This window comes from Streptococcus sp. 2022WUSS135, from assembly GCF_044427045.1.
Classification (GTDB): Bacteria; Bacillota; Bacilli; order Lactobacillales; family Streptococcaceae; genus Streptococcus; species Streptococcus hashimotonensis.
Map to the genome: position 1 here is coordinate 152215 of NZ_JAOTGL010000001.1, position 24896 is coordinate 177110.

At 43.6% G+C, this 24896-nt stretch carries 20 protein-coding genes; 18 read left to right on the forward strand and 2 right to left on the reverse strand.

Features of this window, described 5'->3' with window-relative positions:
• Position 1: 1 nt before the first annotated feature.
• A complete protein-coding gene (gene dtd / locus ODU45_RS00750) occupies positions 2-445 on the forward strand; it encodes a D-aminoacyl-tRNA deacylase (protein ID WP_172078010.1) in 444 nt (147 codons plus the stop codon).
• A gap of 76 nt (positions 446-521) precedes the next feature.
• A complete protein-coding gene (locus ODU45_RS00755; protein ID WP_024384320.1) occupies positions 522-707 on the forward strand; it encodes a hypothetical protein in 186 nt (61 codons plus the stop codon).
• Positions 708-1123: 416 nt separating this feature from the next.
• Here the strand turns inward: ODU45_RS00755 and ODU45_RS00760 are convergent, their stop codons facing one another.
• Positions 1124-1783, reverse strand: coding sequence for a metal-dependent transcriptional regulator (locus ODU45_RS00760; protein WP_002942034.1), 660 nt, complete (start codon positions 1781-1783; stop codon positions 1124-1126).
• Between the two features lie 125 nt (positions 1784-1908).
• Between ODU45_RS00760 and ODU45_RS00765 the strand changes: the two genes are divergently transcribed.
• Positions 1909-2832: a metal ABC transporter solute-binding protein, Zn/Mn family gene (locus tag ODU45_RS00765; protein WP_208498291.1), complete on the forward strand. Its 924-nt coding sequence runs from the start codon at positions 1909-1911 to the stop codon at positions 2830-2832.
• A 230-nt stretch (positions 2833-3062) separates the two neighbouring features.
• Here ODU45_RS00765 and ODU45_RS00770 read toward each other — a convergent pair whose 3' ends face one another.
• Positions 3063-3332: a hypothetical protein gene (locus tag ODU45_RS00770; RefSeq protein WP_398580566.1), complete on the reverse strand. Its 270-nt coding sequence runs from the start codon at positions 3330-3332 to the stop codon at positions 3063-3065.
• Between the two features lie 43 nt (positions 3333-3375).
• Between ODU45_RS00770 and ODU45_RS00775 the strand changes: the two genes are divergently transcribed.
• The 15 genes from ODU45_RS00775 (at position 3376) to ODU45_RS00845 (ending at position 24896) form a co-directional block, all read left to right on the forward strand.
• Entirely contained in the window at positions 3376-4146 is a 771-nt protein-coding gene (locus tag ODU45_RS00775) for a metal ABC transporter ATP-binding protein (RefSeq protein WP_205014115.1), read from the forward strand.
• Complete coding sequence (locus ODU45_RS00780) at positions 4139-4999, forward strand: metal ABC transporter permease (RefSeq protein ID WP_398580567.1); 861 nt, start codon at positions 4139-4141, stop codon at positions 4997-4999. The genes ODU45_RS00775 and ODU45_RS00780 overlap by 8 nt, the downstream gene beginning before the upstream one ends.
• Positions 4992-5831, forward strand: coding sequence for a metal ABC transporter permease (locus ODU45_RS00785; protein ID WP_275601048.1), 840 nt, complete (start codon positions 4992-4994; stop codon positions 5829-5831). Before ODU45_RS00780 ends, ODU45_RS00785 begins: the two co-directional genes overlap by 8 nt.
• 55 nt (positions 5832-5886) lie before the next feature.
• On the forward strand, positions 5887-7779 hold the full coding sequence (locus tag ODU45_RS00790) for a M13 family metallopeptidase (RefSeq protein WP_398580568.1): 1893 nt from the start codon (positions 5887-5889) through the stop codon (positions 7777-7779).
• A 103-nt stretch (positions 7780-7882) separates the two neighbouring features.
• On the forward strand, positions 7883-10384 hold the full coding sequence (gene leuS / locus ODU45_RS00795) for a leucine--tRNA ligase (RefSeq protein ID WP_398580569.1): 2502 nt from the start codon (positions 7883-7885) through the stop codon (positions 10382-10384).
• A 181-nt stretch (positions 10385-10565) separates the two neighbouring features.
• Complete coding sequence (locus ODU45_RS00800; protein WP_398580570.1) at positions 10566-11174, forward strand: CHAP domain-containing protein; 609 nt, start codon at positions 10566-10568, stop codon at positions 11172-11174.
• 356 nt (positions 11175-11530) lie between these two features.
• The gene (locus ODU45_RS00805; protein ID WP_023371758.1) at positions 11531-12319 is read left to right on the forward strand and encodes an amino acid ABC transporter substrate-binding protein; all 789 of its coding nucleotides are present in this window, start codon (positions 11531-11533) and stop codon (positions 12317-12319) included.
• 12 nt (positions 12320-12331) lie between these two features.
• The gene (locus ODU45_RS00810; RefSeq protein WP_395379339.1) at positions 12332-12991 is read left to right on the forward strand and encodes an amino acid ABC transporter permease; all 660 of its coding nucleotides are present in this window, start codon (positions 12332-12334) and stop codon (positions 12989-12991) included.
• A gap of 9 nt (positions 12992-13000) precedes the next feature.
• Positions 13001-13747 (forward strand): amino acid ABC transporter ATP-binding protein, encoded by a 747-nt coding sequence (locus tag ODU45_RS00815; protein WP_024414065.1) that lies wholly within the window; start codon positions 13001-13003, stop codon positions 13745-13747.
• 365 nt (positions 13748-14112) lie between these two features.
• A complete protein-coding gene (locus ODU45_RS00820; RefSeq protein ID WP_002939863.1) occupies positions 14113-15054 on the forward strand; it encodes a LacI family DNA-binding transcriptional regulator in 942 nt (313 codons plus the stop codon).
• Positions 15055-15236: 182 nt separating this feature from the next.
• A complete protein-coding gene (locus ODU45_RS00825) occupies positions 15237-21542 on the forward strand; it encodes a pullulanase (protein ID WP_398580571.1) in 6306 nt (2101 codons plus the stop codon).
• A 347-nt stretch (positions 21543-21889) separates the two neighbouring features.
• On the forward strand, positions 21890-23338 hold the full coding sequence (locus tag ODU45_RS00830; RefSeq protein ID WP_398580572.1) for a PTS ascorbate transporter subunit IIC: 1449 nt from the start codon (positions 21890-21892) through the stop codon (positions 23336-23338).
• 58 nt (positions 23339-23396) lie between these two features.
• Positions 23397-23675 carry a PTS sugar transporter subunit IIB gene (locus ODU45_RS00835; protein WP_009910950.1) on the forward strand — a complete coding sequence of 93 codons (279 nt, stop codon included), beginning with the start codon at positions 23397-23399 and terminating at the stop codon, positions 23673-23675.
• 62 nt (positions 23676-23737) lie between these two features.
• Positions 23738-24223 (forward strand): PTS sugar transporter subunit IIA, encoded by a 486-nt coding sequence (locus ODU45_RS00840; RefSeq protein WP_004194423.1) that lies wholly within the window; start codon positions 23738-23740, stop codon positions 24221-24223.
• Positions 24224-24233: 10 nt separating this feature from the next.
• Complete coding sequence (locus ODU45_RS00845) at positions 24234-24896, forward strand: 3-keto-L-gulonate-6-phosphate decarboxylase UlaD (protein WP_002939878.1); 663 nt, start codon at positions 24234-24236, stop codon at positions 24894-24896.

Sequence of the window (24896 nt, forward strand, 5' to 3'; positions counted from 1 at the left end):
GATGAAAATTGTATTACAACGTGTATCACAGGCCAGTGTGACCATCGAAGGAAGTATCCATGGGCAAATTGAACAAGGGCTTTTGCTCCTAGTCGGTGTGGGACCAGATGACAGCCAGGAAGACCTGGACTATGCTGTTCGAAAAATCGTCAATATGCGGATTTTTTCAGATGAGGCAGGCAAGATGAACAAGTCTGTTCAAGATATAGGGGGCAAGATTTTATCCATTTCCCAATTTACCCTTTTTGCGGACACCAAAAAAGGCAATCGCCCTGCTTTTACAGGAGCGGCAGCTCCTGCCCTAGCCAGCCAACTCTATGATGCTTTTAACAAAGCCCTGTCAGCCTTTGTGCCTGTTGAAGTGGGCGTTTTTGGGGCGGATATGGCGGTTAGCCTGGTCAATGATGGGCCGGTAACCATTGTTTTGGATACGAAAAATAAGTAAAACTTTTGGCAATGGTATGTACTCTAGTTATGTATTTTGATATACTAATATTGAAAAAATAGGTATGGAGGCTGCTATGAAAAAATTGCTCAAAAATCATTTCTTTTATTTGACGACTGCGTTTCTTTTGATTTTAGTGATTTACTTTAGTGGAATAGATAAACGTTGGATTATTTTGGCAAGTTTTCTTTATTTCATTCCATCGCAGATTTTATACCGTCGTCGCCTAAAAGAGCGACTCCAAGAAAACCAGCCCAAGTAGGCTGGTTTTTTCGACAGTATTGGTTATTTGAAAACAAAATGCTATAATAACGTTGTCAAAAAGTAGTAGTTTATGCGTTGAAGTTAGGATGAGGTGAGCAAGAATATGAGAAAATTTTTTCAAGACCTTAATCAAGAGTATCTGGAAACCAGAAGTTCAGTTGGAGAAGATTGGCTGGAGTGGATTATCCAGAGAAAGATGACCTGGGGTATGCGGTGGGGGTTGGTAGGGATTCTCATGTTTGTCTTGCAGCCTTTAACTTATAACCCTCACTTTCTATTGGGCTGTTTTTATATAGGGTTCTTACTTTGGTTAGTGTATGTATGTGGGCAACTATTTTTTGCGGCCAGATCTATTTTCCGTAATTTGAAAAAGAGGTAACTATTTATTTTAGAAGAAAAAATCGCTCAGCTTGTTTAGGCTGGGCGATTGCTTTTTTCGATGAATAATTGTTGAGCGATGGCTGTTGGGACGGCGAGCTCTTTGTCCTTGTACTGGATGGTGATGGTTTGGGCAAAGTGGTCGAAGTCTGTGACGGTTAGTAAATCGCCGACAGCTAATTCATGTTGTTCCAAGTACTGAAGGAGTTGATAGAAGTCATGGATACGGACAAGCTGGTAGTTCCCTGTCTCAGTTAGCTGTGACAGCCGTGTCTGGTAGCGTTCGATGAGCGGTTGTCCTGCTTGAGGAATGCTTCCCCCGTGAGGACAAGTTTGGGGCTGTTCCAGTAGCAGGTCTAGGCGATTGATAAAGTGATCTGAAACGGTGTGTTCTAAAATTTCAGCCTCTTCATGTACTTCTTCTGGGGAGTAGCCAAGTTGCTCAACTAAGAATACTTCAATCAAGCGGTGTTTGCGATAGAGGCTAGCTACCATTTCGAGGGCGGTTTGGCTGAGGAGATAACCTGCCTTGGCATCCTTAGAAATGAGCTCTTCGGCTACCATTTTTTTGAGCATTTCAGAAACGGCTGGTGCGGAGAAGGCCATCTTCTCTGCGATGAGTTTATTGGTAATTTTTTGGTCTAATTGACCCAGTTCATAAATACATTTTAGGTAATCTTCTTTGTTTGGTGTCATGAGAACTCGCTTTCTACTGAAACTATTATATCAAAAAATTTAAAAATCAGTTGACAAAATGATTTTTTTAGCTTAATATAATTATATAGTTAGGTATGCTTAATAAAAACAAAAGGAGAACCTATATGAAGAAAATATTGTTCAGTTTTGCTCTGCTATTGTCCCTAATAGGACTAGGAGCTTGTCGTCCATCGCAAACCACAGAAGGCTCTAATAAGCCAAGAGTGGCTGTGACTACTTCCTTCCTCAATGACATGGTCTATCAGTTGGCGGGCGATGAGGTGGAACGTGATTTGCTGATTCCAGCAGGAGAAGACCCTCATTTGTACGTAGCCAAATCTAGTGATTTATCAAAATTACAAAAGGCTGATCTTGTTCTCTACCACGGTTTGCACTTTGAAGGTAAAATGGTTGAAGCTTTGGAGAAGACCGGAGTAGCTGTTTCTAAAAACTTTAATGCAAAAGACTTGAATACGATGGATGAGGATGGAGAAGAGATTGTCGATCCGCACTTCTGGTTTTCAATTCCCTTGTACAAGTCAGCTGTAGCTGTAGCTTCAGAGGAACTACAAAAACTCTTACCTGCTAAAGCTGAGATGATTCAGAAAAATACAGAAAAATACCAAGCGCAGCTAGATGATTTGCATGCTTGGGTAGAAAAAGAATTAAGTGTGATTCCAAAAGAAAGTCGCTATTTGGTAACACCACATGATGCCTTTAATTACTTTGCTGCTAGTTATGACTTCACTCTTTATGCTCCTCAAGGAGTGAGCACCGACTCAGAAGTGGCTAACAGTGACATGATTGAGACAGTTAACCTAATCATCGACCACAATATCAAGGCTATCTTTACAGAGTCTACAACTAATCCAGAACGCATGAAGAAATTGCAAGAGGCAGTAAAAGCCAAAGGCGGTCAGGTTGAAGTTGTTACTGGCGAAGGTAAGGAGTTATTCTCAGATTCCTTGGCACCAGAAGGTGAGGAAGGGGATACCTTTATCGACATGTACAAACATAATGTTACATTGATGGTTAAATATCTGAAATAGTACAGGTCGAACGGACTTGCTATTCAATGAAGACTAGAGAAATTGCCGAAGGTTATAGTTGAAAGGCACCAATATGAGGGACAATCAATTGTTTTGAGCACAAGCAGTATAGGACTCTTTTCATAGGAGGTGGCAACGCTTGGGGGAGGATAGGCGTTAGTAGCAAATCTGAGGTCCTTGACTAGAAATACTATTTGTAGAACTCGGTGCTGTTGGTTCACAGCTGGACTTTATATATCAGTAGTCTGTGCGTGAATAGGGATTTCAAATGGGTAGTAAAAAGGACTCGGTCTAGGTCGAGTTCTTTCCGTTTTTGGACCATTTTTAACAGAATTATAAACATACAATTGAAAGAAGCATTGGTGCTCTGCGAAAATCAAATTCATGTACTGATGTGTTGAAATAAGCGAGGTATAGGGTTTGCCAGCAATTTGTTGATGCGGTATCTTAATCTTATCGACTTTCTCAGCTTGGTAGGTTGGTCTGATTTTGATTTTCATTGAGTATGAATGAGGTATATCGTTTTTTAAAATAGGAGGAAATATGTCAGCAATCATTGAATTAAAAGATGTCAATTTAGCATATACAGCCAGCCAGACCTTGGCTTTAGAAGATGTCAATTTGGTGATTCCCAGAGGGAGTCGGACGGCTATTGTTGGACCAAATGGTGCTGGGAAGTCCAGTCTATTCAAGGTCATTTTGGGGTTGGAAAAACCTATCACAGGACAGGTTCGTTTGCTTGGTCAGGAGGCAGGTCTAGAGAGGGTGATTGCTCAAAAAGTAGCCTATATTCCCCAGTCCAGTCAAGTAAACTGGCAATTTCCTGCAACAGTCTTTGAAATTGTTCTGATGGGACGCTTCGCTCATAGTAAGGGAATGTTTCGAAGACCGACTAAGGCTGATAGACAGATTGTTGAGCAGGCTCTAGAACGGTTAAAAATTGCGGATTTACGCCATCGTCAGATTGATCAGCTTTCAGGTGGGCAGCGTCAGCGGGTCTTTCTAGCCAGAGCCCTGGCACAGGAAGCAGAATTGTACCTTATGGATGAGCCTCTGGCAGGGATTGATCAGGCAACAGAAATCATGATCATGGATATGCTCAAGGAGTTCCAATGTGAAGGGAAAACTTCCATTGTCATTCATCATGACTTAACGACGCTGGATGCCTACTTTGATCACCTTGTCTGGCTTCATAAGCATGTGATTGATTCTGGTCCGATGGATGAGACTTTGACAAGTGAGAATTATCAGGCGACCTACGGTATAGGAAATGGGCTGTTTCTAGGAAATGCCAAAGGAGGCAGTCATGTTTGAGGTTTTCAAAGAGTATTCTTTTTGGACAGTCGCTTTAGGGACCGTTAGCCTAGCTGTAGCAGCCAGTACAATCGGAAGTATATCTGTTCTTACTAAACAGAGTTTGCTTGGGGATGCTCTTGGGCATGCTTCTTATCCTGGAGTGATTGTCTCTTTCATGATTTTTCAGTCGCGACATCCTCTCTACTTGCTGTTAGGAGCAGTGTTGTCAGGCTACCTTTCTTATGCACTTGTCCATTGGCTGCGTCGAAAAGGTGGTCACAGTCTAGTCAATGCCCTTTCATTGGTATCTGCTTCTTTCTTTGGTTTGGGAATGGTCTTGAAAAATGCTATTCAGGGAAATGAAGCCTTTGCAGGGGCTTCCCAGGCTGGATTGCAAACCTATCTATTCGGACAGGCAGCCTTTATTCAGCTGGATGATGTGATACTCATCGGACTCATTTCCCTACTTGCTTTGATATTGTTTGCTTTCTTTTATCAAGACTATAAGCTGTATCTGTTTGATCAAACTTTTGCAAGGGTTATTGGTGTTCGTGTAAAGTACTTACAGCAGTTGACGATGTTTTTGATGATTTGCCTAATTGCAGTAGGATTAAAGTTGGTTGGAGCTATTTTGATGAGTAGTTTTTTGATTGCACCAGCTGTCTTTGGCTTGATGCTGGGAAAATCGTATCACAAGAGTCTGTTACTGGCAGGAATCGTTGCAATTGGGTCGGCTTTCGTAGGGACCTGGATTAGCTCTAGTGTATCTGGCTTGTCGACCGGACCGACTATTATCGTCTGTCTGACAGGTCTGACCCTGTCTGCATTTGTGTATGTTACCTATGTCAGAAAGGAGAATGGTCGTGTTTGAAGTATTACTCATTTTGATGGTTATTGCTAGTTCTTGTGGCTTGCTCGGCTCGATACTGGTTGTAAAAAATCAATCGATGTTGGCAGATGCGCTATCGCATTCTGTCTTGCTTGGGATTGTTCTGGGATTTTTTATTAGTCACAGTTTGGATTCGCCGTTGCTAATAGTTGGTGCTAGCCTGTTTGGGTTATTATCGGTTCTTGCCATTGACCGTCTGCATAGTCGAAAGATAGCGCATGATGCCGCAACAGGTCTGGTTTTTTCTTTCTTTTTTGCGGTGGCGGTTTTGCTTATCTCTCTTTTTGCTCGCAATGTTCACTTGGATGTGGATCTGGTTTTGCAGGGGGAAGTACTTTTTGCTCCGCTCCATCGTATGGATGTTCTAGCCTGGTCATTCCCTGTTAGTCTGGTCAAGTCGAGTTTGGCTTGGTTGGTTATCGTTCTATTTTTTGCTTGGGCTTACCATCGTTTACAAGTGTACCTATTTGACAGCAACCATGCTCGTTTGTCTGGCTTACGAACAAGGATTTTAGAAATGGTTATTTTGATTCTAGTTTCTTTAACTACTGTTCTGGCCTTTGAAGCGATTGGCTCGATGACTGTTATTGTTTTCTTGGTGGCACCAAGTATGGCTGCCCTACGTTGGGTCAAATCCTTTTGGCAATTGCTTCTTTTAGGGCAAGGTATCGCTATTCTAACGGTTGTGCTTGGTTTTTTAGTAGCCAATCAACTGGATTTAACCATGTCAGGGACCTGTGCCGTTGTCAGCCTTCTTGTGGTTTGCTCGAGTATTATTCTAAAAAATACTTGGTCACGGTCATCTGATAAGTGAAATTGTCAGAATTTTTTGTTATTATAGTCATTAAGAAAGACAAAGGAGAAAATCAATGACACGTTTACAAGATGATTTTTACGAATACGTCAATGGTGAATGGGCAAAAACAGCCGTGATTCCAGATGACAAGCCAAGAACAGGTGGTTTCTCAGACCTGGCGGACGAGATTGAAAAGCTCATGATTGACACGACCAATGCTTGGTTGGCGGGAGAAAACGTCCCAGAAGATAGTGTTTTGCAAAACTTTGTGGCCTTTCACAAACAAGTAGCCGACTATGAAACCCGTGACCGTTTGGGTGCAGAACCAGCACAAGCCTTGATTGCAGAGTACAAGGCTCTCAACTCTTTCGAAGAATTTACCAGCAAGCTGGCAGAATATGAGTTGGCAGGCAAGCCAAACCTCATGCCTTTCGGAGTGGCACCTGACTTTATGGATGCGACCACCAATGTCCTCTGGGCAGATTCTCTAGGCATTATCTTGCCAGATACGACCTACTATGAAGAAGGCCATGAAAAAGGAGCGGAATTGCTTAAAATGTGGAGAGAGAGTCAAGAAGCTCTCTTGCCTAAGTTCGGTTTCAGTGATGAGGAAATCAAGGACCTATTAGACAAACGTTTGGAACTGGATGCTAAGATTGCCAAGTATGTCTTGTCAAATGAAGAGGGGTCTGAGTACGCCAAACTCTATCATCCGTATGAGTGGGCAGATTTTACTACCTTGGCACCAGAGTTGCCATTGGATGCTTTCTTTACAGCTATTTTAGGGCAAATGCCAGACAAGATTATCGTGCCTGAGGAGCGTTTCTGGCAGGCTGCCAAGGACATTTACAGTGCGGATAATTGGGAGCTTTTGAAGGCGACCTTGATTTTGAAAGCGGCAGGAGCTTATACAGCCTTCCTGTCGGATGAAATCCGTATTCTAGGAGGAGCCTACAGCCGTGCCCTTTCTGGTACACCGCAGGCTCAAAATCAAGAAAAAGCAGCCTACAATCTGGCACAAGGTTACTTTAACCAAGCCCTCGGTCTTTGGTATGCTGGAGAAAAATTCTCACCAGAAGCCAAGGCCGATGTGGAAGCAAAAGTTGCTAAGATGATTGAGGTCTACAAGTCTCGTTTGGAAACGGCAGACTGGTTGGCTCAGGAAACGCGTGACAAGGCCATTGTCAAACTCAATGTTATCAAGCCTTACATCGGCTACCCAGAAGCCTTGCCAGAGCGTTATTATAAGAAGATTGTTGATCCAAGCAAGTCCTTGGTGGAAAATGCTATCGAACTAAACAAGATTGACATTGCTCATGGTTGGAGCAAGTGGAACAAGCCTGTGGACATTAAAGAATGGGGTATGCCAGCCCACATGGTCAATGCCTACTATAACCCGCAGAAAAACTTGATTGTCTTCCCAGCGGCGATTTTGCAGGCGCCATTCTACTCACTGGAGCAGTCTTCATCAGCTAACTACGGCGGTATTGGTGCCGTCATTGCCCACGAGATTTCCCATGCCTTTGACTCCAACGGTGCTTCCTTTGATGAGCATGGTAGCCTTAATAACTGGTGGACAGAGGAAGACTATGCTGCCTTTGAAGCTCGTACTCAGCAGGTCATTGACCAGTTTGAGGGTCAGGATTCTTACGGTGCCAAAATCAATGGTAAATTGACAGTATCTGAAAACATTGCCGACCTTGGTGGGATTGCTGCAGCCTTAGAAGCAGCCAAGTCAGAGGAAGACTTCTCCGCAGAGGAATTCTTCACCAACTTTGCTCGTATCTGGCGAATGAAGGCTCGTCCTGAGTACATGCAGATGTTAGCTAGTGTCGATGTCCATGCACCAGGTCACCTACGCACCAACATCCAGTTGCCAAACTTCGACGAATTCCATGAAACATTTGGCGTTCAAGAAGGAGACGGCATGTGGCGTGCGAAAGAAGACCGCGTGATTATTTGGTAGAATAGAGAAGAACAGCTAGTGAAAACTGGCTGTTTTTGTCTTTCCCAATTCCCCCAAAACGTGATATAATAGTAAAGATAATTTATTGACATGGAGAAATGATATGAGCTTCTACAATCACAAGGAAATCGAGCCCAAATGGCAGGAATTTTGGGCAAAAAATCATACCTTTAAGACAGGGACAGATGCGGACAAGCCAAACTTCTATGCCCTAGATATGTTCCCTTATCCGTCTGGTGCAGGCTTGCACGTTGGTCACCCTGAGGGCTATACTGCGACGGACATTCTCAGCCGTTACAAGCGTGCCCAAGGCTACAACGTTCTTCACCCAATGGGTTGGGATGCCTTTGGTCTGCCAGCAGAGCAATACGCTATGGACACGGGAAATGACCCAGCTGACTTTACAGCGGAAAATATCGCCAACTTCAAGCGTCAGATTAACGCCCTTGGCTTTTCTTACGACTGGGACCGTGAGGTTAATACGACTGACCCTAACTACTACAAGTGGACCCAGTGGATTTTCACTAAGTTGTATGAAAAAGGCCTAGCCTACGAGGCAGAAGTGCCTGTCAATTGGGTAGAGGAATTGGGAACAGCTATCGCCAACGAAGAGGTCCTTCCTGACGGAACGTCTGAGCGTGGTGGCTACCCAGTTGTTCGCAAGCCAATGCGTCAATGGATGTTGAAAATCACAGCCTATGCTGAACGCTTGCTCAATGACTTGGAAGACGTTGATTGGCCAGAGTCTATTAAGGATATGCAACGCAACTGGATCGGCAAGTCAACAGGTGCCAATGTGACCTTCAAAATCAAGGACACAGACAAGGATTTCACAGTCTTTACAACTCGTCCGGATACCCTTTTCGGTGCGACCTACGCAGTTCTTGCCCCTGAGCATGACTTGGTGGATAGTATCACATCAGCTGAACAAGCAGAAGCTGTGGCAGAATACAAACGCCAAGCCTCTCTCAAATCAGACCTGGCTCGTACTGACCTGGCTAAAGACAAGACAGGTGTCTGGACAGGTGCTTATGCCATCAACCCTGTCAACGGTAAAGAAATTCCAATTTGGATTGCGGACTATGTGCTGGCAAGCTACGGAACAGGTGCTATCATGGCTGTTCCTGCCCACGACGAGCGTGACTGGGCATTTGCCAAACAGTTTGGCTTGGACATCGTTCCAGTTTTGGAAGGTGGCAATGTAGAAGAAGCACCTTATACAGAAGACGGTGCCCACATCAACTCTGACTTCCTAGACGGTCTGAATAAGGAAGAAGCTATTGTCAAAATGGTAGCTTGGTTGGAAGAAAATGGTCTTGGTCAGGAGAAAATTTCCTACCGCCTCCGTGACTGGCTCTTCAGCCGTCAGCGTTATTGGGGTGAGCCAATTCCAATCATCCACTGGGAAGACGGAACTTCCACAGCAGTACCTGAAAATGAGTTACCTCTGGTATTGCCAAAAACCTCTGATATCAAACCTTCAGGTACGGGCGAGTCACCGCTAGCCAACCTGACAGACTGGTTGGAAGTGGTGCGTGAAGACGGTGTCAAAGGTCGCCGTGAGACCAACACCATGCCACAATGGGCGGGCTCTAGCTGGTATTACCTCCGCTATATCGACCCGCACAACGATGAAAAATTGGCAGACGAGGAGCTTCTCAAGGCTTGGTTGCCGGTGGATATCTACATCGGTGGTGCTGAGCACGCGGTCCTTCACTTGCTCTATGCTCGCTTCTGGCACAAGTTCCTCTATGACATCGGTGTTGTGCCGACCAAAGAGCCTTTCCAAAAACTCTTTAACCAGGGCATGATTTTGGGTACTAGCTACCGCGACAGCCGTGGTGCCCTTGTGGCGACCGACAAGGTGGAAAAACGCGACGGTTCCTTCTTCCACATCGAGACTGGTGAGGAGTTGGAGCAGGCACCTGCTAAGATGTCCAAGTCCCTTAAAAACGTGGTTAACCCAGACGATGTGGTCGAGCAATTCGGTGCGGACACTCTCCGTGTCTACGAGATGTTCATGGGCCCACTTGATGCGTCAATCGCCTGGTCAGAAGAAGGCCTCGAGGGCAGTCGTAAGTTCCTTGACCGTGTCTATCGCCTCTTGACTACTAAAGAGATTGTGGCGGAAAATAGCGGAGCGCTTGATAAAGTTTACAATGAAACTGTGAAGACGGTGACAGAGCATATTGAAGACCTGAAATTCAACACGGCTATCGCCCAGCTCATGATTTTTGTCAACGCAGCCAACAAAGAAGACAAGCTTTATGTCGAATATGCCAAAGGCTTTGTCCAACTGATTGCCCCATTTGCACCACACCTGGCAGAAGAACTCTGGCAGGGTCTGGCAAATACAGGCCAGTCAATCAGCTATGTCGCATGGCCAACTTATGATGAAAGCAAGCTGGTAGAAAGCGAAGTGGAAATCGTTGTCCAAATTAAAGGCAAAGTAAAGGCTCGCTTGACTGTAGCCAAAGACCTGTCACCAGCTGACCTTGAAAAAGTAGCTCTGGCAGACGAAAAAGTCCAAGCTGAAATAGCTGGTCAAACAGTGGTGAAGGTGATTAGTGTTCCGAACAAACTGGTTAATATTGTTGTGAAATAAATGTAAATAACAAGAAACGACTTCCGTATTGGAGGTCGTTTTTTTTGACAAAAAGTCCGAACGCTGTGATTGTTAAGAGATTGCAAGTTATCTGTAATATTTGTTACATTTCTTTAAGCTCTCTGCAAGGATTATCCCTTAGGATAGATAGGGCAGAAAAAACACGAAGGAATCAAATATTATGAGTTATCAAATGATAAAAAAACAATTCAAATTGGGACTGTTTACAGCTCTCATAGGAAATCTTTTATGGTTGGGGATGGTGAATGTCAGTGCAGATGATACAGTTATAAGCGATAGTCCGACAGTATCAGCGTTAACAAAAAAGGTTGAAGCTGCAAAAATAGCAGTCAAAGCTGCTGCAGAAAAAATTGTGGCTGAGAAAGCTGCTGCCGCTGCAAAGGCTGCTTTGGCTACCAATATGGTGTCAGAGGTTGCTGTGGAATACACGGCTAATACCTATCCAGCTGGTCAGTGTACTTGGGGTGCCAAAGAAATGGCTCCTTGGGTTGGAAACTATTGGGGTAATGGTGGAGATTGGGCAGCTAGTGCGGCAGCGCTTGGATATGAAGTGGGAACTACTCCAAAAGTTGGCGCTATTGCTGTATGGACAGATGGAGGCTACGGTCATGTTGCCTATGTAACAGATGTGGCAGCTAACGGGCACATTCAAGTTAAGGAATCAAACTATGGTGGAGTATACTACCCAAGTAATGTCCGAGGTTTCTTTGATCCAACAATGACTAGTGAAGGAACAGTCAGCTATATTTATCCACCAGCTAGAGTATAATTAATATGAGATATAAAGACCGAGTAGGTCTCAGATTGAAGAAAAAGTCCATTTTGGGCAATTTTCTTCAATCTTTTTTCTTTATGTTGAAAATAAAATAACTCTCAGAAACGCCGAAATATCAATGTTTCTAAGAGTTTAATGACTTGCTATCTTTCGCAAACCTCTTCAATTTTTAATATTTTTAGGAGTTCGTCTACGTTCTGAGACCGAGTAGGTCTTTTTTTATGCTCCGATACTTGATTAAAATTTTTAATGTCCCTGATAGAAAAAATATATTGGCTGGAAATAGTTATTCATGATACTATTGTAAAATCTGAAAAAGAAAGTGTGTTTTAATTATGAAGAAAATAGCTATGTTTACAAGTTTATTGTTTGCGGGTATCGTGTTAGCAGCATGCAATTCATCTGCAGGTACATCGAATAGTACAGACCAAACCCTCTTGGCACAAATTAAGGAAGAAGGCGTTATTCAAATCGGTACTGAAGGTGCCTATGCTCCTTACTCTTATCATGACGAGAGTGGAAAGTTGGTCGGTTATGATGTAGAAGTAGCCGAAGCCGTTGCTGAGAAATTGGGTGTTAAGGTAGAATTTGTTGAAACAGAATGGGATTCCATGATTGCAGGTTTGGATGCAGCCCGTTTTGATACTATCGCTAACCAAGTCGGTATTACAGATGAGCGTAAGGCAAAATACGATTTTTCAACACCATATACATACATCTATGGAGCCTTGGTGACGCAAAAAGATAATACTGACATTACAAGCTTTGCAGATTTATCTGGTAAAAAATCAGCCAACAGCTTGACAAGTAACTGGGCAGATTTGGCGCGTGAAAATGGTGCAGAAGTTGTCGGTGTGGATGGATTCTCTCAGGCAGTTGAATTGTTGAACACAGGGCGTGTGGATGCTACCATCAATGACAACTTGGTGTATTTGGATTATGTGAAACAGCATGCCGATGCACCGATTAAGGTTGTGACCTTGACGGATGATGTGTCAACAACAGCCTTCCCAGTTGCAAAAGGAAATGAAGATCTTGTGAAAGAGATTGATGCAGCCTTGGCAGAATTGGCTAGTGAAGGAAAATTAGCTGAAATTTCAAACAAATACTTTGGTGAAGACGTATCAAAAGCTAAGTAATCAGGAGAAACAATGACAGAGAGAGTATGGCAACTATTGCTTGATTCATTTTCACAAATACTTGTTCCAGGATTGTTGGTGACTATCCCACTGACAATCCTGTCTTTTACCTTTGGCTTGTTAATTGCTATTGGGACTGCCTTGGTGCAAATTGCTCAGATTCCCATTCTCAAACAAGTGGCTCGTTTCTATATTTGGGTTGTTCGAGGGACACCACTCTTGGTTCAACTCTATGTGATATTCTTTGGACTACCAAGTCTAGGAATTGTCTTGGATGCCTTTCCGTCGGCGGTTTTGGTTTTTTCTGTCAATACAGGTGCCTACGCTGCGGAAACCATACGGGCTTCTATCGAGTCCGTGCCTAAGGGGCAGTTGGAGGCTGGCTATTCTGTCGGGATGAGTTTTGCCCAGACCATGCGTCGGATTATTCTCCCACAGGCCTTTCGAGTGGCCTTTCCACCCTTGTCGAATACCTTGATTGGATTGGTCAAGGATACATCGTTGGCTGCCAATATTACCGTCTTGGAGATGTTTATGGCAACTCAGCAGATTGCAGCAAGGACCTATGAACCGTTTGCCCTCTATTGTGAGGTGGCCCTTGTTTATCTACTCTTTTCAACTATTTTGACCAAGCTTCAAGTCTATGGTGAGAAGAAGTTGGCAGTCTATTAGGAGGTTCAGATGATTCAAGCAAATGGAGTAAAGCTGGCCTTCGGTGGTCAGCAGGTATTAAAAGGAATTGATGTAGAGGTCAATCCAGGTGAGGTGGTCGTCATTTTAGGTCCATCTGGATCGGGAAAAACGACTCTTCTTCGTTCTTTAAACTTTTTGGAAAAAGCTGACGCGGGTCACTTAGTCTTCGGTGAGGACAGCTATGACTTGGCTCAGATGACCAAGAAGGACATTGCAGGCATTCGCAAGCGCACAGCCTTCGTTTTTCAAAACTATAATCTCTTTGCCAACAAGACTGCCTTACAAAACGTGACGGAAGGTTTGATTGTGGCTCGAAAAGTACCCAAACAAGAGGCTGAAAGAATCGGTAAAGCAGCCTTGGACAAGGTGGGGCTATCTGATAAATATGGTTTCTATCCAAGCCAGCTATCAGGCGGTCAGCAGCAACGGGTCGGCATTGCCAGAGCCATTGCGACCAATCCCGAGGTCATCTATTTTGATGAACCAACCTCGGCCTTGGATCCTGAGTTAATCGGTGAAGTCCTAGCTGTCATGATGCAGTTGGCAAAAGAAGGTATGACCATGGTGGTTGTGACGCACGAGATGGGCTTTGCGCGTGCGGTAGCTGATCGAGTCATATTTATGGATGGTGGTCGGATTATCGAAGAAGGTCGACCAGAAGACATTTTTGACCAGCCAAAAGAAGAACGTACTAAGCAATTCTTAGCTCGCATTCAAAAGGTAGATGTTGAGTAAGCTAAGCAAATTAATTTATCTTATTCATTTCCACAATCGTACAGAAAATGGACAGAATGTAACAAAGATACTTCAATTGTTAGACATTGATTGGTCTAGCGGTTGGAGTATTTTTTGTTTAGAGGGAATGGGTATTCTTATATAGTACTTTTAGCACGAGGCGATGAGCCGTAGGCATAGATGAAGTTAGGCAAGGTAAGCTAAGGAAGTAATAGGAGGAAAACTAAATGACGATAAATGTATTCGAAAGGTCTTTACTTTTTAGTAATAAATAGTATATAATAACCTAAAGAAAACGTTTGCACAATTTTGACTGTTTGCTTGCTAAAAGATAAGCAACAGAAATAGAATTAGGGAGGAGTTCTATGACGACATTAGCCGATGTGGCTAGGTTAGCCAATGTATCAAAGATGACTGTTTCGCGTGTCATCAACCATCCAGAACAAGTTACACAAGAGCTACGGACACTCGTAACAGCTGCGATGGAAGAATTAAACTATAAGCCAAATGTGGCGGCCAAGGCCTTGGCTCAGCAACGGACACTGATTGTTCAGGCTGTCATTCTCGAAAAGATGGATGTGGTAGAGCCGTACTATATCGACCTTCTTGCAGGAATCGCTGATGAGCTCAATCATCGAAATTATACCTTGCAGTTGGTGACCAATCCAAGTCAGATTACTGATCAATGTGATGGTTACATTGTGACTGGCGCTCGAAAGGATGACTACCCCTGGCTGAAAGGTCTGCGGAAGCCATTGATTTTATTCGGGGAGAATCAAGAAGGCCTTCCTTTTGTAGATTCAGACAATCGTTTGGCGACTAGGTCCGCAACCCAGTTTGCTTTATCAAAAGGTTATGAGAGGATTGTTTTTGTAGGGATTGACTTGCCCGAAGCCTTTGAAAAAGGGAGAGAAGAAGGTTACAAAGATGCGATGCAGGGCCGAGAAACTCATCTCTATCGATTGGAAAATCGTTCTCGTGTTGCGGAAGAATTTGTGAAAAATCTTGATTATTTACCAGAAAACACCTGCTTTATCTGCGCATCGGATCGTCTCGCTCTTGGGGTTACAAGAGGTTTACAAGCTCTAGGAAAGTCTATTCCGAATGACGTTGGGGTAATTGGTTTTGATGGCTTCTTTTTAGATCGGATGTCCAGACCAGCATTGACGACGATGAAGCAGCCGATTCGTCAAATGGGGGCTCTTAGCGTCAAACATTTAATGACGATATTAGATGGCAAGCCTCTAGCTAGACAGGGGCATTACTGTCAGGCAACCTTAATTGAAAGGGAGACTACACCTCAGTAGTCTCTTTTTTTGGTCAGTGGGCCGTCTAGGAGCAAAAGAGGGGGGGAGCTATTTATTCTATTTTAGTTAGATAGTAGACCAAAACTTGTTACCGTTAACATTTAAGAAAACGTTTGCAAAGACTCCTTGGAATTGTATATACTGGTAGTGTACAATTCAAACTTATTTATATGGAGGAGTCTATGAAAAAGAAATCCGTTCAGAATATGAAACGAACAGGGATGCTAGAGAAGAAACAGATTTTTGGCATTCGTAAACTAAATGTAGGTGTAGCCTCTGTTGGGATTGCGGCTGCTCTGTTTTTAAGTGGAGCAGGTCAACTAGTGCAGGCAGAGGAAGTCGTCCTCCCTGCGTCAACTAGTTCAACGACTCTTTCGGAACAGGATGGCGGCGCGGTAGAAGCGACCACAACTGCGATAGAAACTACAGATTCTATGGTAGCTGAAGCGACAGCGGTAACAGAAACAGCCGATGCAACTGCTTCAGAGGAAGCTCCTATCGAAGAAGGTAGCATTCGTCTGCACTTTGAAAATGTAGACGAAACAGCACCAGAAAGTCAAGGTTTGTGGACTTGGGGAGGAGTAGAAACACCATCTGATGGAAATAAATGGCCAACTGATACAGTGAATTTCTCAAGTAGCCAAGTGGATGACTACGGCCATTATGTTGATATTAAAAAATCTGAGACACCAGGCACAATTGGTTATTTGGTCCTTAAAGATGGGGAAAAAATAACAGAATCGGACCAAAAAGTGGAGCTTCTTGTTCCGGAACAAAATGAGGCTTGGGTTGCTAGCGATTATACTGTTTCTAGCTATGAGCCACTCAAGGATGATAATGTTCTCCGCATCAATTACACACGTGAAGACAACAATTATGAAGGTTGGGGCGTTTGGACTTGGGGCGATACGACTGAAGCGAGTGATGGCTGGCCAACAGGTGCCGTTGATTTTAAACTTGGCAAATACGGAGCTTATGTTGACATTCCTCTATCGAATGGTTTAGATTCTAAGCTTGGATTTCTACTAATCAATCAGAATAATCCAGATTTGGCTGGCAATAAAACCATCGATTTAGCCTTTGCAGATCGTAAACGGCATAGCCAAATTTTCCTTCGAAACGGTGACGACAAAGTCTATACAAATCCATATTTTATCGAAGAGAAAGTAGAACTCGATACCAGTAAGGCGACTCCGGGTACAAAAAATGTGACACTTGAGGCTAGTAGCAAAGCACCATTCAACTACAATGAAAGTGGCTTGGTATCTGTAACTGTCACCAACCCTGAAAATGCTGAGATTGTCAAAATGGAAGTCGATACAAGTGCCATCGGCGGAGGTCTTGTGCCAATCTCTACTGAGCTCAATCGTGTGACCATTAAAGCGACGTCTAGCACAGCGCCAGGGACCTATAGTCTTCCTGTAAAGGTCTATGACAAGGACAACGGTTACTACGAAACAAAATTGGATGTGACCATTACAGAGCGTATCAAGGCAGATGGTGAAAAAGACTGGGACGAGCAAGTCATCTACTTCATGATGACAGACCGTTTCTACAATGGAGACACCAGCAATGACAAGCTGGTGGAAGGAACGGCCTCCAACCCACGCGGTCTTTACCAAGGCGGTGACTTCAAAGGAGTGACAGCCAAGCTGGACTACTTGAAAGAATTGGGTGTGGACTCTATCTGGTTGACTCCGATTGTTGAAAATATTCCACAGAATGTCGGTAGCGTAAAAGATGGAGAGTACTATGCTTACCATGGTTATTGGGCCTCCAATTTTGAGAAACTAAATCCGCATTTGGGAAGTTTAGCTGATTTCCACGAATTGATTGATGCCGCAGCCGAAAAAGGTATAAACATTGTTGTTGACGTGGTGCTTAACCACGCTGGCTATGGTACAGAAGAAACCTTTGCAGGTATGGTGCGGACTAAGGAAGAAGATAAGCAGGGAGATGATCAGCTCGGTTCGCTTGCAGGATTGCCTGACTTCAAGACAGAAGAAGCAGCTGTTCGCAATCAGTTGGTTGCTTGGCAGGCATCTTGGTTGGAACGCTCAACAACTGCTAAGGGGAATTCAATCTATGGTTTCCGTGTTGATACAGTCAAACACGTTGATGATACCACATGGCAACATTTCAAAAATGAATTGGTAGATAGAGATCCGGACTTCCACTTGATTGGAGAATCTTGGGGAGCTAACTATAAAGATACCAAGGGTGACTTGGGTATCGGTACTATGGACAGCTTGTTGGATTTTGGCTTCAAGGATATTGCTAAATATCTGGTCAATGGTCAACTAAAAGCAGCTGGAAAAGAGTTGGAAGAACGTAGCAAGGTTCTGACTAGTGCAGCTTCTCTGGGTCAATTCTTGGGCAGTCATGACGAAGATGGTTTCCTTTACAGTCTCGGTGGCGCAGAAAAAGAAGGAAATCTGGACAAACTGAAATTGGCTGCCAGTCTCTTGATTACTGCTAAAGGTCAGCCAGTCATCTACTATGGTGAAGAATTAGGTCAATCTGGACAAAACAACTGGCCAGTTTATGACAACCGGTACGATTTCGATTGGAGCAAGGTAGAGACTAGTGACATCACAGACCATTATCAGAAATTGCTGGCTTTCCGTAATGCCAATTCAACATTGCTCTCACGTGGTGATACAAGCACACTTGCTGGAAATGATAGCCAAGGTTGGCTTATCAGCAAACGCAGTTACCAAGATCAAGCTGCCTATCTTGTCTTCTCAACCAATACCGAGAGCAAGGAAATGGCAATTGAAGTATCTGGTAAGGATGTAGTGGTCACAGATGCCTACACAGGAAAATCTTATCAAGCTATCGAGAAAGACGGTAAATGGGTTGTTCAAGTCGAACTTCCAACAATCGGTCAAGGTGGCACCATGCTCCTTCAGACTCAAGCAGGTGACATCGTCAATGCAAGTGTGCAAGGAGCAACTGAAGAACCCATTGAAGCAGGCTACTTCCGTGTTCACTTTAAAACTCTACCATCTGATAATTTATCTAGCTTAGGTTTATGGACATGGGATGATGTCGAAAAACCATCGTCAGATGTTGGTGCTTGGCCAACAGGAGCAACCAATTTCAGCACGGCTAAACAGGATGACTATGGCTATTATCTGGACATCAAGATGAAAGATGAAACAGCCAGCAAGATTAGTCTGTTGATTAATAACACTTCTGGTGAGAACATCACAGGTGACAAGACCATTGAACGGATTAGCACCAAGATGAATGAAGCTTGGTTTGATGAAAACTACCAACTCAGCCTCTATCAACCGCTTAAAAAAGGCTACATCCGTATCAATTACTTCCGTACCGATGGCAATTATGACCAAAAAGGTCTCTGGATCTGGGGAGATGTGACTGATGTTGCCTTGGGTGACTGGCCAAATGGTATTGATTTTGAAAACCAAGGCAAGTACGGTGCCTATATTGATGTCAAATTGACAGATTTACCAAGTTCCATTGGCTTCCTGCTATTGGATGAAAGCAAGTCAGGAGATGATGTGAAGATTCAGCAGAAAGATTATAGCTTTAAAGATTTGAAAAATCAGACACAAATCTTCCTTAAGGATGATGATGCGACTATTTACACCAACCCTTATTTTGTCAATAATGTCCGTGTGACAGGTGTTTCTCATGTTAGCTTAACAGCTTTAGAAGCAGCCTTTACAACGCTGGAAGGTGCTGATAAGGATAGCATCTTGGAGAAATTGTCTGTAACAGATAAAAATGGTCAGACAGTTGCTGTGACGGACCTTGTCTTGGATCTTACTAGCAACAAGGTGCGAGTCCTCGGGGATTTCAACCAAGAAAATGCGGGCTATACCCTCAAATATGGCAATGATAGATTCACAACGACTATGAGCTGGCAATTGAAGGATGAGCTCTATGCTTATGATGGGGAGCTTGGTGCGCGTGTGAGTCAGGCTGGTAGTGTCGTTGATATGACTCTCTGGTCTCCAAGTGCAGACAGTGTAGCAGTTGTTCTTTATGATAAGGATGACCAATCTAAGGTGGTCGGTAAATTAGCCATGACCAAGGGCGATAAAGGACAATGGGATCTTGAATTGAATGGTCAATCAGGTCTTGGTATTTCGGACTATCGTGGTTACTACTACCATTATGAAATCACTCGTGGGGATCAAGCTGTTCTTGTTTTAGATCCATATGCTAAATCTTTAGCGGAGTGGAATAGTGATTTGGCAGATACAGATCCATCTTATCGTATTGCAAAAGCTGCGATTGTGGATCCATCAGAAGTTGGTCCAAGTGGTTTGGACTATGCCACAATTCCTAACTTCAATCAGCGTGAAGATGCGATTATCTATGAAGCACATGTTCGTGACTTCACATCCGATCCTGCTATTTCTGATGAATTGACAGCTCAGTTCGGTACCTTTGCGGCCTTTGCAGAACGTCTCAGCTACCTAAAAGAACTGGGTGTGACCCATATTCAACTGCTCCCAGTTATGAGCTACTATTTTGTCAATGAATTGAAAAATGCAGAGCGTCTCAGTGAGTATGCATCAAGCAACAGTAACTATAACTGGGGTTATGATCCACAGAGCTACTTTGCCTTTACAGGTATGTATTCTACAGATCCGACAGATCCAATGAAACGCATCGAAGAGTTCAAAAACCTGGTCAATGAAATTCACAAACAAGGCATGGGTGTGATTTTGGATGTGGTGTATAATCACACTTCTAAGACTTTCTTATTTGAAGATTTGGAACCAAACTATTATCACTTCATGGAGGCAGATGGTACGGCTAAATCAAGCTTTGGTGGTGGTCGTCTGGGAACCACTCACTACATGAGCCGTCGTGTCTTAGTTGATTCCATCAAGTATCTTGTGGACGAGTTTAAGGTAGATGGTTTCCGTTTCGATATGATGGGGGACCATGATGCCGAAGCAATTGAGCTGGCCTTTACTGAAGCTCAAAAACTCAATCCAAACATTATTATGCTTGGTGAAGGATGGAGAACCTTTACAGGTGATGCCAATCAGCCTGTTCAGCCAGCGGACCAAGACTGGATGAGTTCAACAGATACGGTTGCGGTATTCTCAGATGACATTCGCAATACACTTAAATCGGGTTATCCAAACGAAGGTCAGCCAGCCTTTATCACAGGCGGTGCTAAGAGTGTTGAGTCTGTCTTCAATAACATCAAGGCACAACCAGGCAACTTCTTGGCAGACGATCCAGGAGATGTGATCCAATATATTGCTGCGCATGATAACTTGACCCTCTTTGATATTATCGCTCAGTCCATCAAGAAGGATCCGTCAGTTGCTGAAAACTATACTGAAATTCACCAACGTCAACGATTGGGTAATTTGCTAGTCTTGACTGCTCAAGGGACACCGTTTATCCATTCTGGTCAGGAGTATGGACGGACCAAACAGTTCCGCCATCCTGATTACAAGAACCCAGTTACAGAGGACAAGGTACCAAACAAGGCGCATTTGTTGACCAATGCAGATGGAACGCCATTTGACTATCCATACTACATTCATGATTCTTACGATTCATCTGATGCAGTCAACAAGTTTGACTGGACCAAAGCGACAGATGAGGCGCTCTATCCAGAGAATACCCGTACTCAGGCCTTTACAAAAGGATTGATTGCCTTGCGCAAATCTACAGATGCCTTCCGTTTGGGAACAAAAGAAGAAGTTGAACAGAAAGTTAGCTTGATTTCAATTCCAGGTCAAAATGGTATTGCCAAAAATGATGTGGTCATTGCCTATCAAACCATTGCAAGCAATGGGGACCACTATGCTGTCTTTGTCAACGCAGACAGCAAGGAGCGCAGTTTTGTTCTTTCTGATAGTTACAAAGAATTGCTGAAGGGTCAAGTGCTGGTCGATGGTAAGCGGGCTGGAATAGCAGCGCTGACTGATTTGGTAGGTGTGACATTGACAGATGATGCAGTTGTACTTGCACCTTTGACTGCAACGGTGATTCGTTTGCCTTACATCACTACGGCAGTTCCAGATACAGCGCCTACTGCTGAAGAAAAACCAAGTCTAGACTTTACTACCAAGGAACGTACAGAAGAAAAAATTCTTCCTATTGTAGAGGAAATTCGCTATGATGCAAGTCTCTCTACCGATCAATCTCATGTCCTTCAAGAAGGCAAAACTGGTAAGAAAGTTCTGGTTTATCAGGATGTCTTGATTGATGGTAAGGTAGTTGCTACTAATTTGTTATCAGAAACAGTTGTTGATAGTGAAACACGTATTGTTGTGAAAGGCAGTATGGAGGCTAAGAAAGAGGCTGAAAAACCGAGTCTTTCTACTACTGCTCAAGCATCTGGACAAGCGACAAGTGCTGCAAGCAAGGTGAGTCTGCCGATTACGGGTGACCGACAAAGCGATTTGGCACTTCTAGGTCTCGGACTTGCTGGACTTGGATTGACAGTTGCTGCGCAAGGAAGAAAGAAAAAATCGGAAGAATAATAATATTTGGCTCTCCAGTGGAGCACTACTCAAAACCTTGTGAATCTCTTATAAATACAAGGGTTGAGAGTATCACTTCCCTCTAGAAGAGGTTGGTTTTAAACCAACCTCTTCTTTCATGTTTTTTTGAAGTTCTTCTAATTTTTTAGGTAAAATAACGTCTATTTATTGATTATTGGAATAAATGGGCTGGTGAACGATAGGGAGAAATTCTGATTAAATCAGCCATTAAAGTTCGGAAATAGTCCAATAGTGAACACAAGCCTGTGTTTTATTTGGTCTTTTTGTTTCCGCTTACATAAATTATAATTAAACCATAAAAATCATTTCAAAAAGGAGAATGAAAAATGGATTTCCTTCAAACCCCATTAAACTGGTTCTCACAGAATATCCTGCAGAATCCAGCCTTCTTCGTAGGTCTTTTAGTATTGGTGGGCTATGCTCTCCTAAAGAAAAAACCTCATGATGTTTTTGCAGGGTTTATCAAAGCGACAGTTGGCTATATGATTTTGAACGTAGCAGCCGGTGGTTTAGTAACAACCTTTCGTCCGATTTTGGCGGCTTTGAACTATAAGTTCCAAATTGATGCGGCAGTTATTGACCCTTACTTCGGTCTTGCAGCAGCAAATGGGAAAATTGCTGAGGAGTTCCCTGATTTCGTATCAGCAGCCACTACAGCACTATTGATTGGTTTCGGTGTCAACATCCTCTTGGTGGCACTACGTAAGGTTACCAAAGTACGTACTCTGTTCATCACTGGACACATCATGGTACAACAAGCAGCAACAGTCTCATTGATGGTGCTCTTCCTCATCCCAGCTCTTCGTAACCAATTCGGTACAGCAGCGATTGGTATCATCTGTGGTATTTACTGGGCAGTCAGCTCAAATATGACAGTTGAACCAACCCAACGATTGACAGGTGGCGGTGGATTTGCCATCGGTCATCAACAACAATTCGCTATCTGGTTTGTCGATAAGATTGCACCAAAACTTGGTAAAAAAGAAGAAAATTTGGATAACTTGAAGTTGCCTAGCTTCCTCAACATCTTCCACGATACAGTTGTTGCTTCAGCAACCTTGATGCTTGTGTTCTTCGGTGTGATTTTGTTCATCTTGGGTCCAGAAATCATGGCAAATCCAGAAGTTATCACTTCAGGTGCTCCATACAACCCAGCTAAACAAGATTTCTTCATGTATGTTTTACAAACAGCCTTCACCTTCTCAGTATATCTTTTCATTTTGATGCAAGGCGTCCGCATGTTCGTAGCAGAATTGACGAATGCCTTCCAAGGTATCTCAAGCAAATTGCTTCCAGGTTCATTCCCAGCGGTGGACGTTGCAGCTTCTTACGGCTTTGGTTCATCTAACGCAGTTCTTTCAGGTTTTGCCTTCGGTTTAATCGGTCAGTTGATTACAATCGTTCTCTTGATTGTCTTCAAGAGTCCAATCCTCATCATCACTGGTTTCGTACCTGTATTCTTTGATAACGCAGCGATTGCAGTGTACGCTGATAAACGTGGTGGTTGGAAAGCCGCAGCCATCCTTTCCTTCATCTCAGGTATCCTTCAAGTTGCTCTTGGTGCAGTCTGCGTTGGCTTGCTTGAATTGAGCGGTGGTTACCACGGAAACATTGACTTTGAAGTGCCATGGTTACCATTTGGACTTGCATTTAAGTACCTCGGTATTGCTGGTTATGTTCTTGTCTGCCTCTTCTTATTGGCTATTCCGCAACTTCAATTTGCGAAAGCAAAAGATAAGGAAGCATACTATCGTGGCGAGGCACAAGCAGAATAGTATCCTTGGTCTGTAAAATCAGAACATAATGTATTAAAAATAAAATAGGAGTGAAATTATGGTTAAAGTTTTAACAGCCTGTGGAAATGGCATGGGCTCATCTATGGTCATCAAGATGAAGGTAGAAAACGCCCTTCGTCAACTCGGCGTAACAGATTTTCAATCAGCTTCCTGCTCAGTTGGTGAAGCAAAAGGTTTGGCGGCAGGATATGATATTGTCGTAGCCTCTAACCACTTGATTTCTGAGTTGGAAGGTCGCACGAAAGGTCACTTGGTTGGTCTTGACAACCTCATGGACGACAACGAAATCAAAACAAAATTACAAGCAGTGCTATAAATAGCCGTTAGGGGTAGGGAGTTTCCCTCCCCCTTTCATATAGCGTGTAGAAGGGAAAAACTATGAATTTACAAAAATCATTTACAGAAAATAATTCCATTCGCTTGGGATTGACAGCGGAAACCTGGCAGGAGGCTGTTCACAAGGCTGTTGAACCGCTGATTGACAGTGGTGCTGCGACAGAAGAATACTATGATGCCATCATTGCATCGACAGAAGAATATGGTCCCTACTATGTGCTCATGCCTGGTATGGCTATGCCTCACGCCCAAGCAGGTGTTGGCGTCTTGAAGGATTCCTTTGCTTTGATTACCTTGACAAAACCAGTCGTCTTCTCAGATGGGAAAGAAGTGTCTGTTCTGCTCACTCTTGCAGCTACCGATCCAAAGATTCATACATCTGTAGCTATTCCACAAATTATTGCCCTCTTTGAATTGGAAAATTCCATTGAGCGTTTGATTGCTTGTCAAACTCCTGAGGAAGTCTTGGCAATGGTGGAAGAGTCCAAAACCAGTCCTTACCTAGAAGGTTTAGATTTAGAAAGTTAGGAGAAAAAACATGAAACATATTCCAAATTTACAAGTTGCCCTTGACCATTCAGACTTGCAGGGAGCGATTAAAGCAGCTGTCTCCGTTGGTCATGAAGTGGATGTTATCGAGGCGGGTACCGTTTGTTTGCTTCAAGTTGGTAGCGAGTTGGTAGAAGTGCTTCGCAGCCTCTTCCCAGACAAAATTATCGTTGCAGATACCAAGTGTGCGGATGCGGGTGGTACGGTTGCCAAAAACAATGCCGTTCGTGGTGCGGACTGGATGACTTGTATCTGTTCTGCAACTATTCCAACTATGGAAGCTGCTTTGAAGGCTATCAAGGAAGTACGTGGTGACAAGGGTGAAATCCAAATCGAACTCTATGGTGACTGGACTTATGAACAGGCTCAACTCTGGTTGGACGCAGGTATTTCTCAAGCGATTTACCACCAATCACGCGACGCCCTCCTTGCTGGCGAAACTTGGGGCGAAAAAGACCTCAATAAAGTGAAAAAATTGGTTGACATGGGCTTCCGTGTTTCTGTAACTGGTGGTTTGGACGTTGATACCCTTAAACTCTTTGAGGGAGTAGATGTCTTCACCTTTATCGCAGGTCGCGGTATTACAGAAGCGGCGGATCCAGCAGCTGCGGCGCGTGAATTTAAAGACGAAATCCGTCGTATCTGGGGGTAA

Coding starts and splice junctions, on each gene's coding strand:
- dtd (WP_172078010.1), top strand. CDS start 2: ATGAAAATTGTATTACAACGTGTATCACAGGCCAGTGTGACCATCGAA.
- ODU45_RS00755 (WP_024384320.1), top strand. CDS start 522: ATGAAAAAATTGCTCAAAAATCATTTCTTTTATTTGACGACTGCGTTT.
- ODU45_RS00760 (WP_002942034.1), bottom strand. CDS start 1,783: ATGACACCAAACAAAGAAGATTACCTAAAATGTATTTATGAACTGGGT.
- ODU45_RS00765 (WP_208498291.1), top strand. CDS start 1,909: ATGAAGAAAATATTGTTCAGTTTTGCTCTGCTATTGTCCCTAATAGGA.
- ODU45_RS00770 (WP_398580566.1), bottom strand. CDS start 3,332: ATGAAAATCAAAATCAGACCAACCTACCAAGCTGAGAAAGTCGATAAG.
- ODU45_RS00775 (WP_205014115.1), top strand. CDS start 3,376: ATGTCAGCAATCATTGAATTAAAAGATGTCAATTTAGCATATACAGCC.
- ODU45_RS00780 (WP_398580567.1), top strand. CDS start 4,139: ATGTTTGAGGTTTTCAAAGAGTATTCTTTTTGGACAGTCGCTTTAGGG.
- ODU45_RS00790 (WP_398580568.1), top strand. CDS start 5,887: ATGACACGTTTACAAGATGATTTTTACGAATACGTCAATGGTGAATGG.
- leuS (WP_398580569.1), top strand. CDS start 7,883: ATGAGCTTCTACAATCACAAGGAAATCGAGCCCAAATGGCAGGAATTT.
- ODU45_RS00800 (WP_398580570.1), top strand. CDS start 10,566: ATGAGTTATCAAATGATAAAAAAACAATTCAAATTGGGACTGTTTACA.
- ODU45_RS00805 (WP_023371758.1), top strand. CDS start 11,531: ATGTTTACAAGTTTATTGTTTGCGGGTATCGTGTTAGCAGCATGCAAT.
- ODU45_RS00810 (WP_395379339.1), top strand. CDS start 12,332: ATGACAGAGAGAGTATGGCAACTATTGCTTGATTCATTTTCACAAATA.
- ODU45_RS00815 (WP_024414065.1), top strand. CDS start 13,001: ATGATTCAAGCAAATGGAGTAAAGCTGGCCTTCGGTGGTCAGCAGGTA.
- ODU45_RS00820 (WP_002939863.1), top strand. CDS start 14,113: ATGACGACATTAGCCGATGTGGCTAGGTTAGCCAATGTATCAAAGATG.
- ODU45_RS00825 (WP_398580571.1), top strand. CDS start 15,237: ATGAAAAAGAAATCCGTTCAGAATATGAAACGAACAGGGATGCTAGAG.
- ODU45_RS00830 (WP_398580572.1), top strand. CDS start 21,890: ATGGATTTCCTTCAAACCCCATTAAACTGGTTCTCACAGAATATCCTG.
- ODU45_RS00835 (WP_009910950.1), top strand. CDS start 23,397: ATGGTTAAAGTTTTAACAGCCTGTGGAAATGGCATGGGCTCATCTATG.
- ODU45_RS00840 (WP_004194423.1), top strand. CDS start 23,738: ATGAATTTACAAAAATCATTTACAGAAAATAATTCCATTCGCTTGGGA.
- ODU45_RS00845 (WP_002939878.1), top strand. CDS start 24,234: ATGAAACATATTCCAAATTTACAAGTTGCCCTTGACCATTCAGACTTG.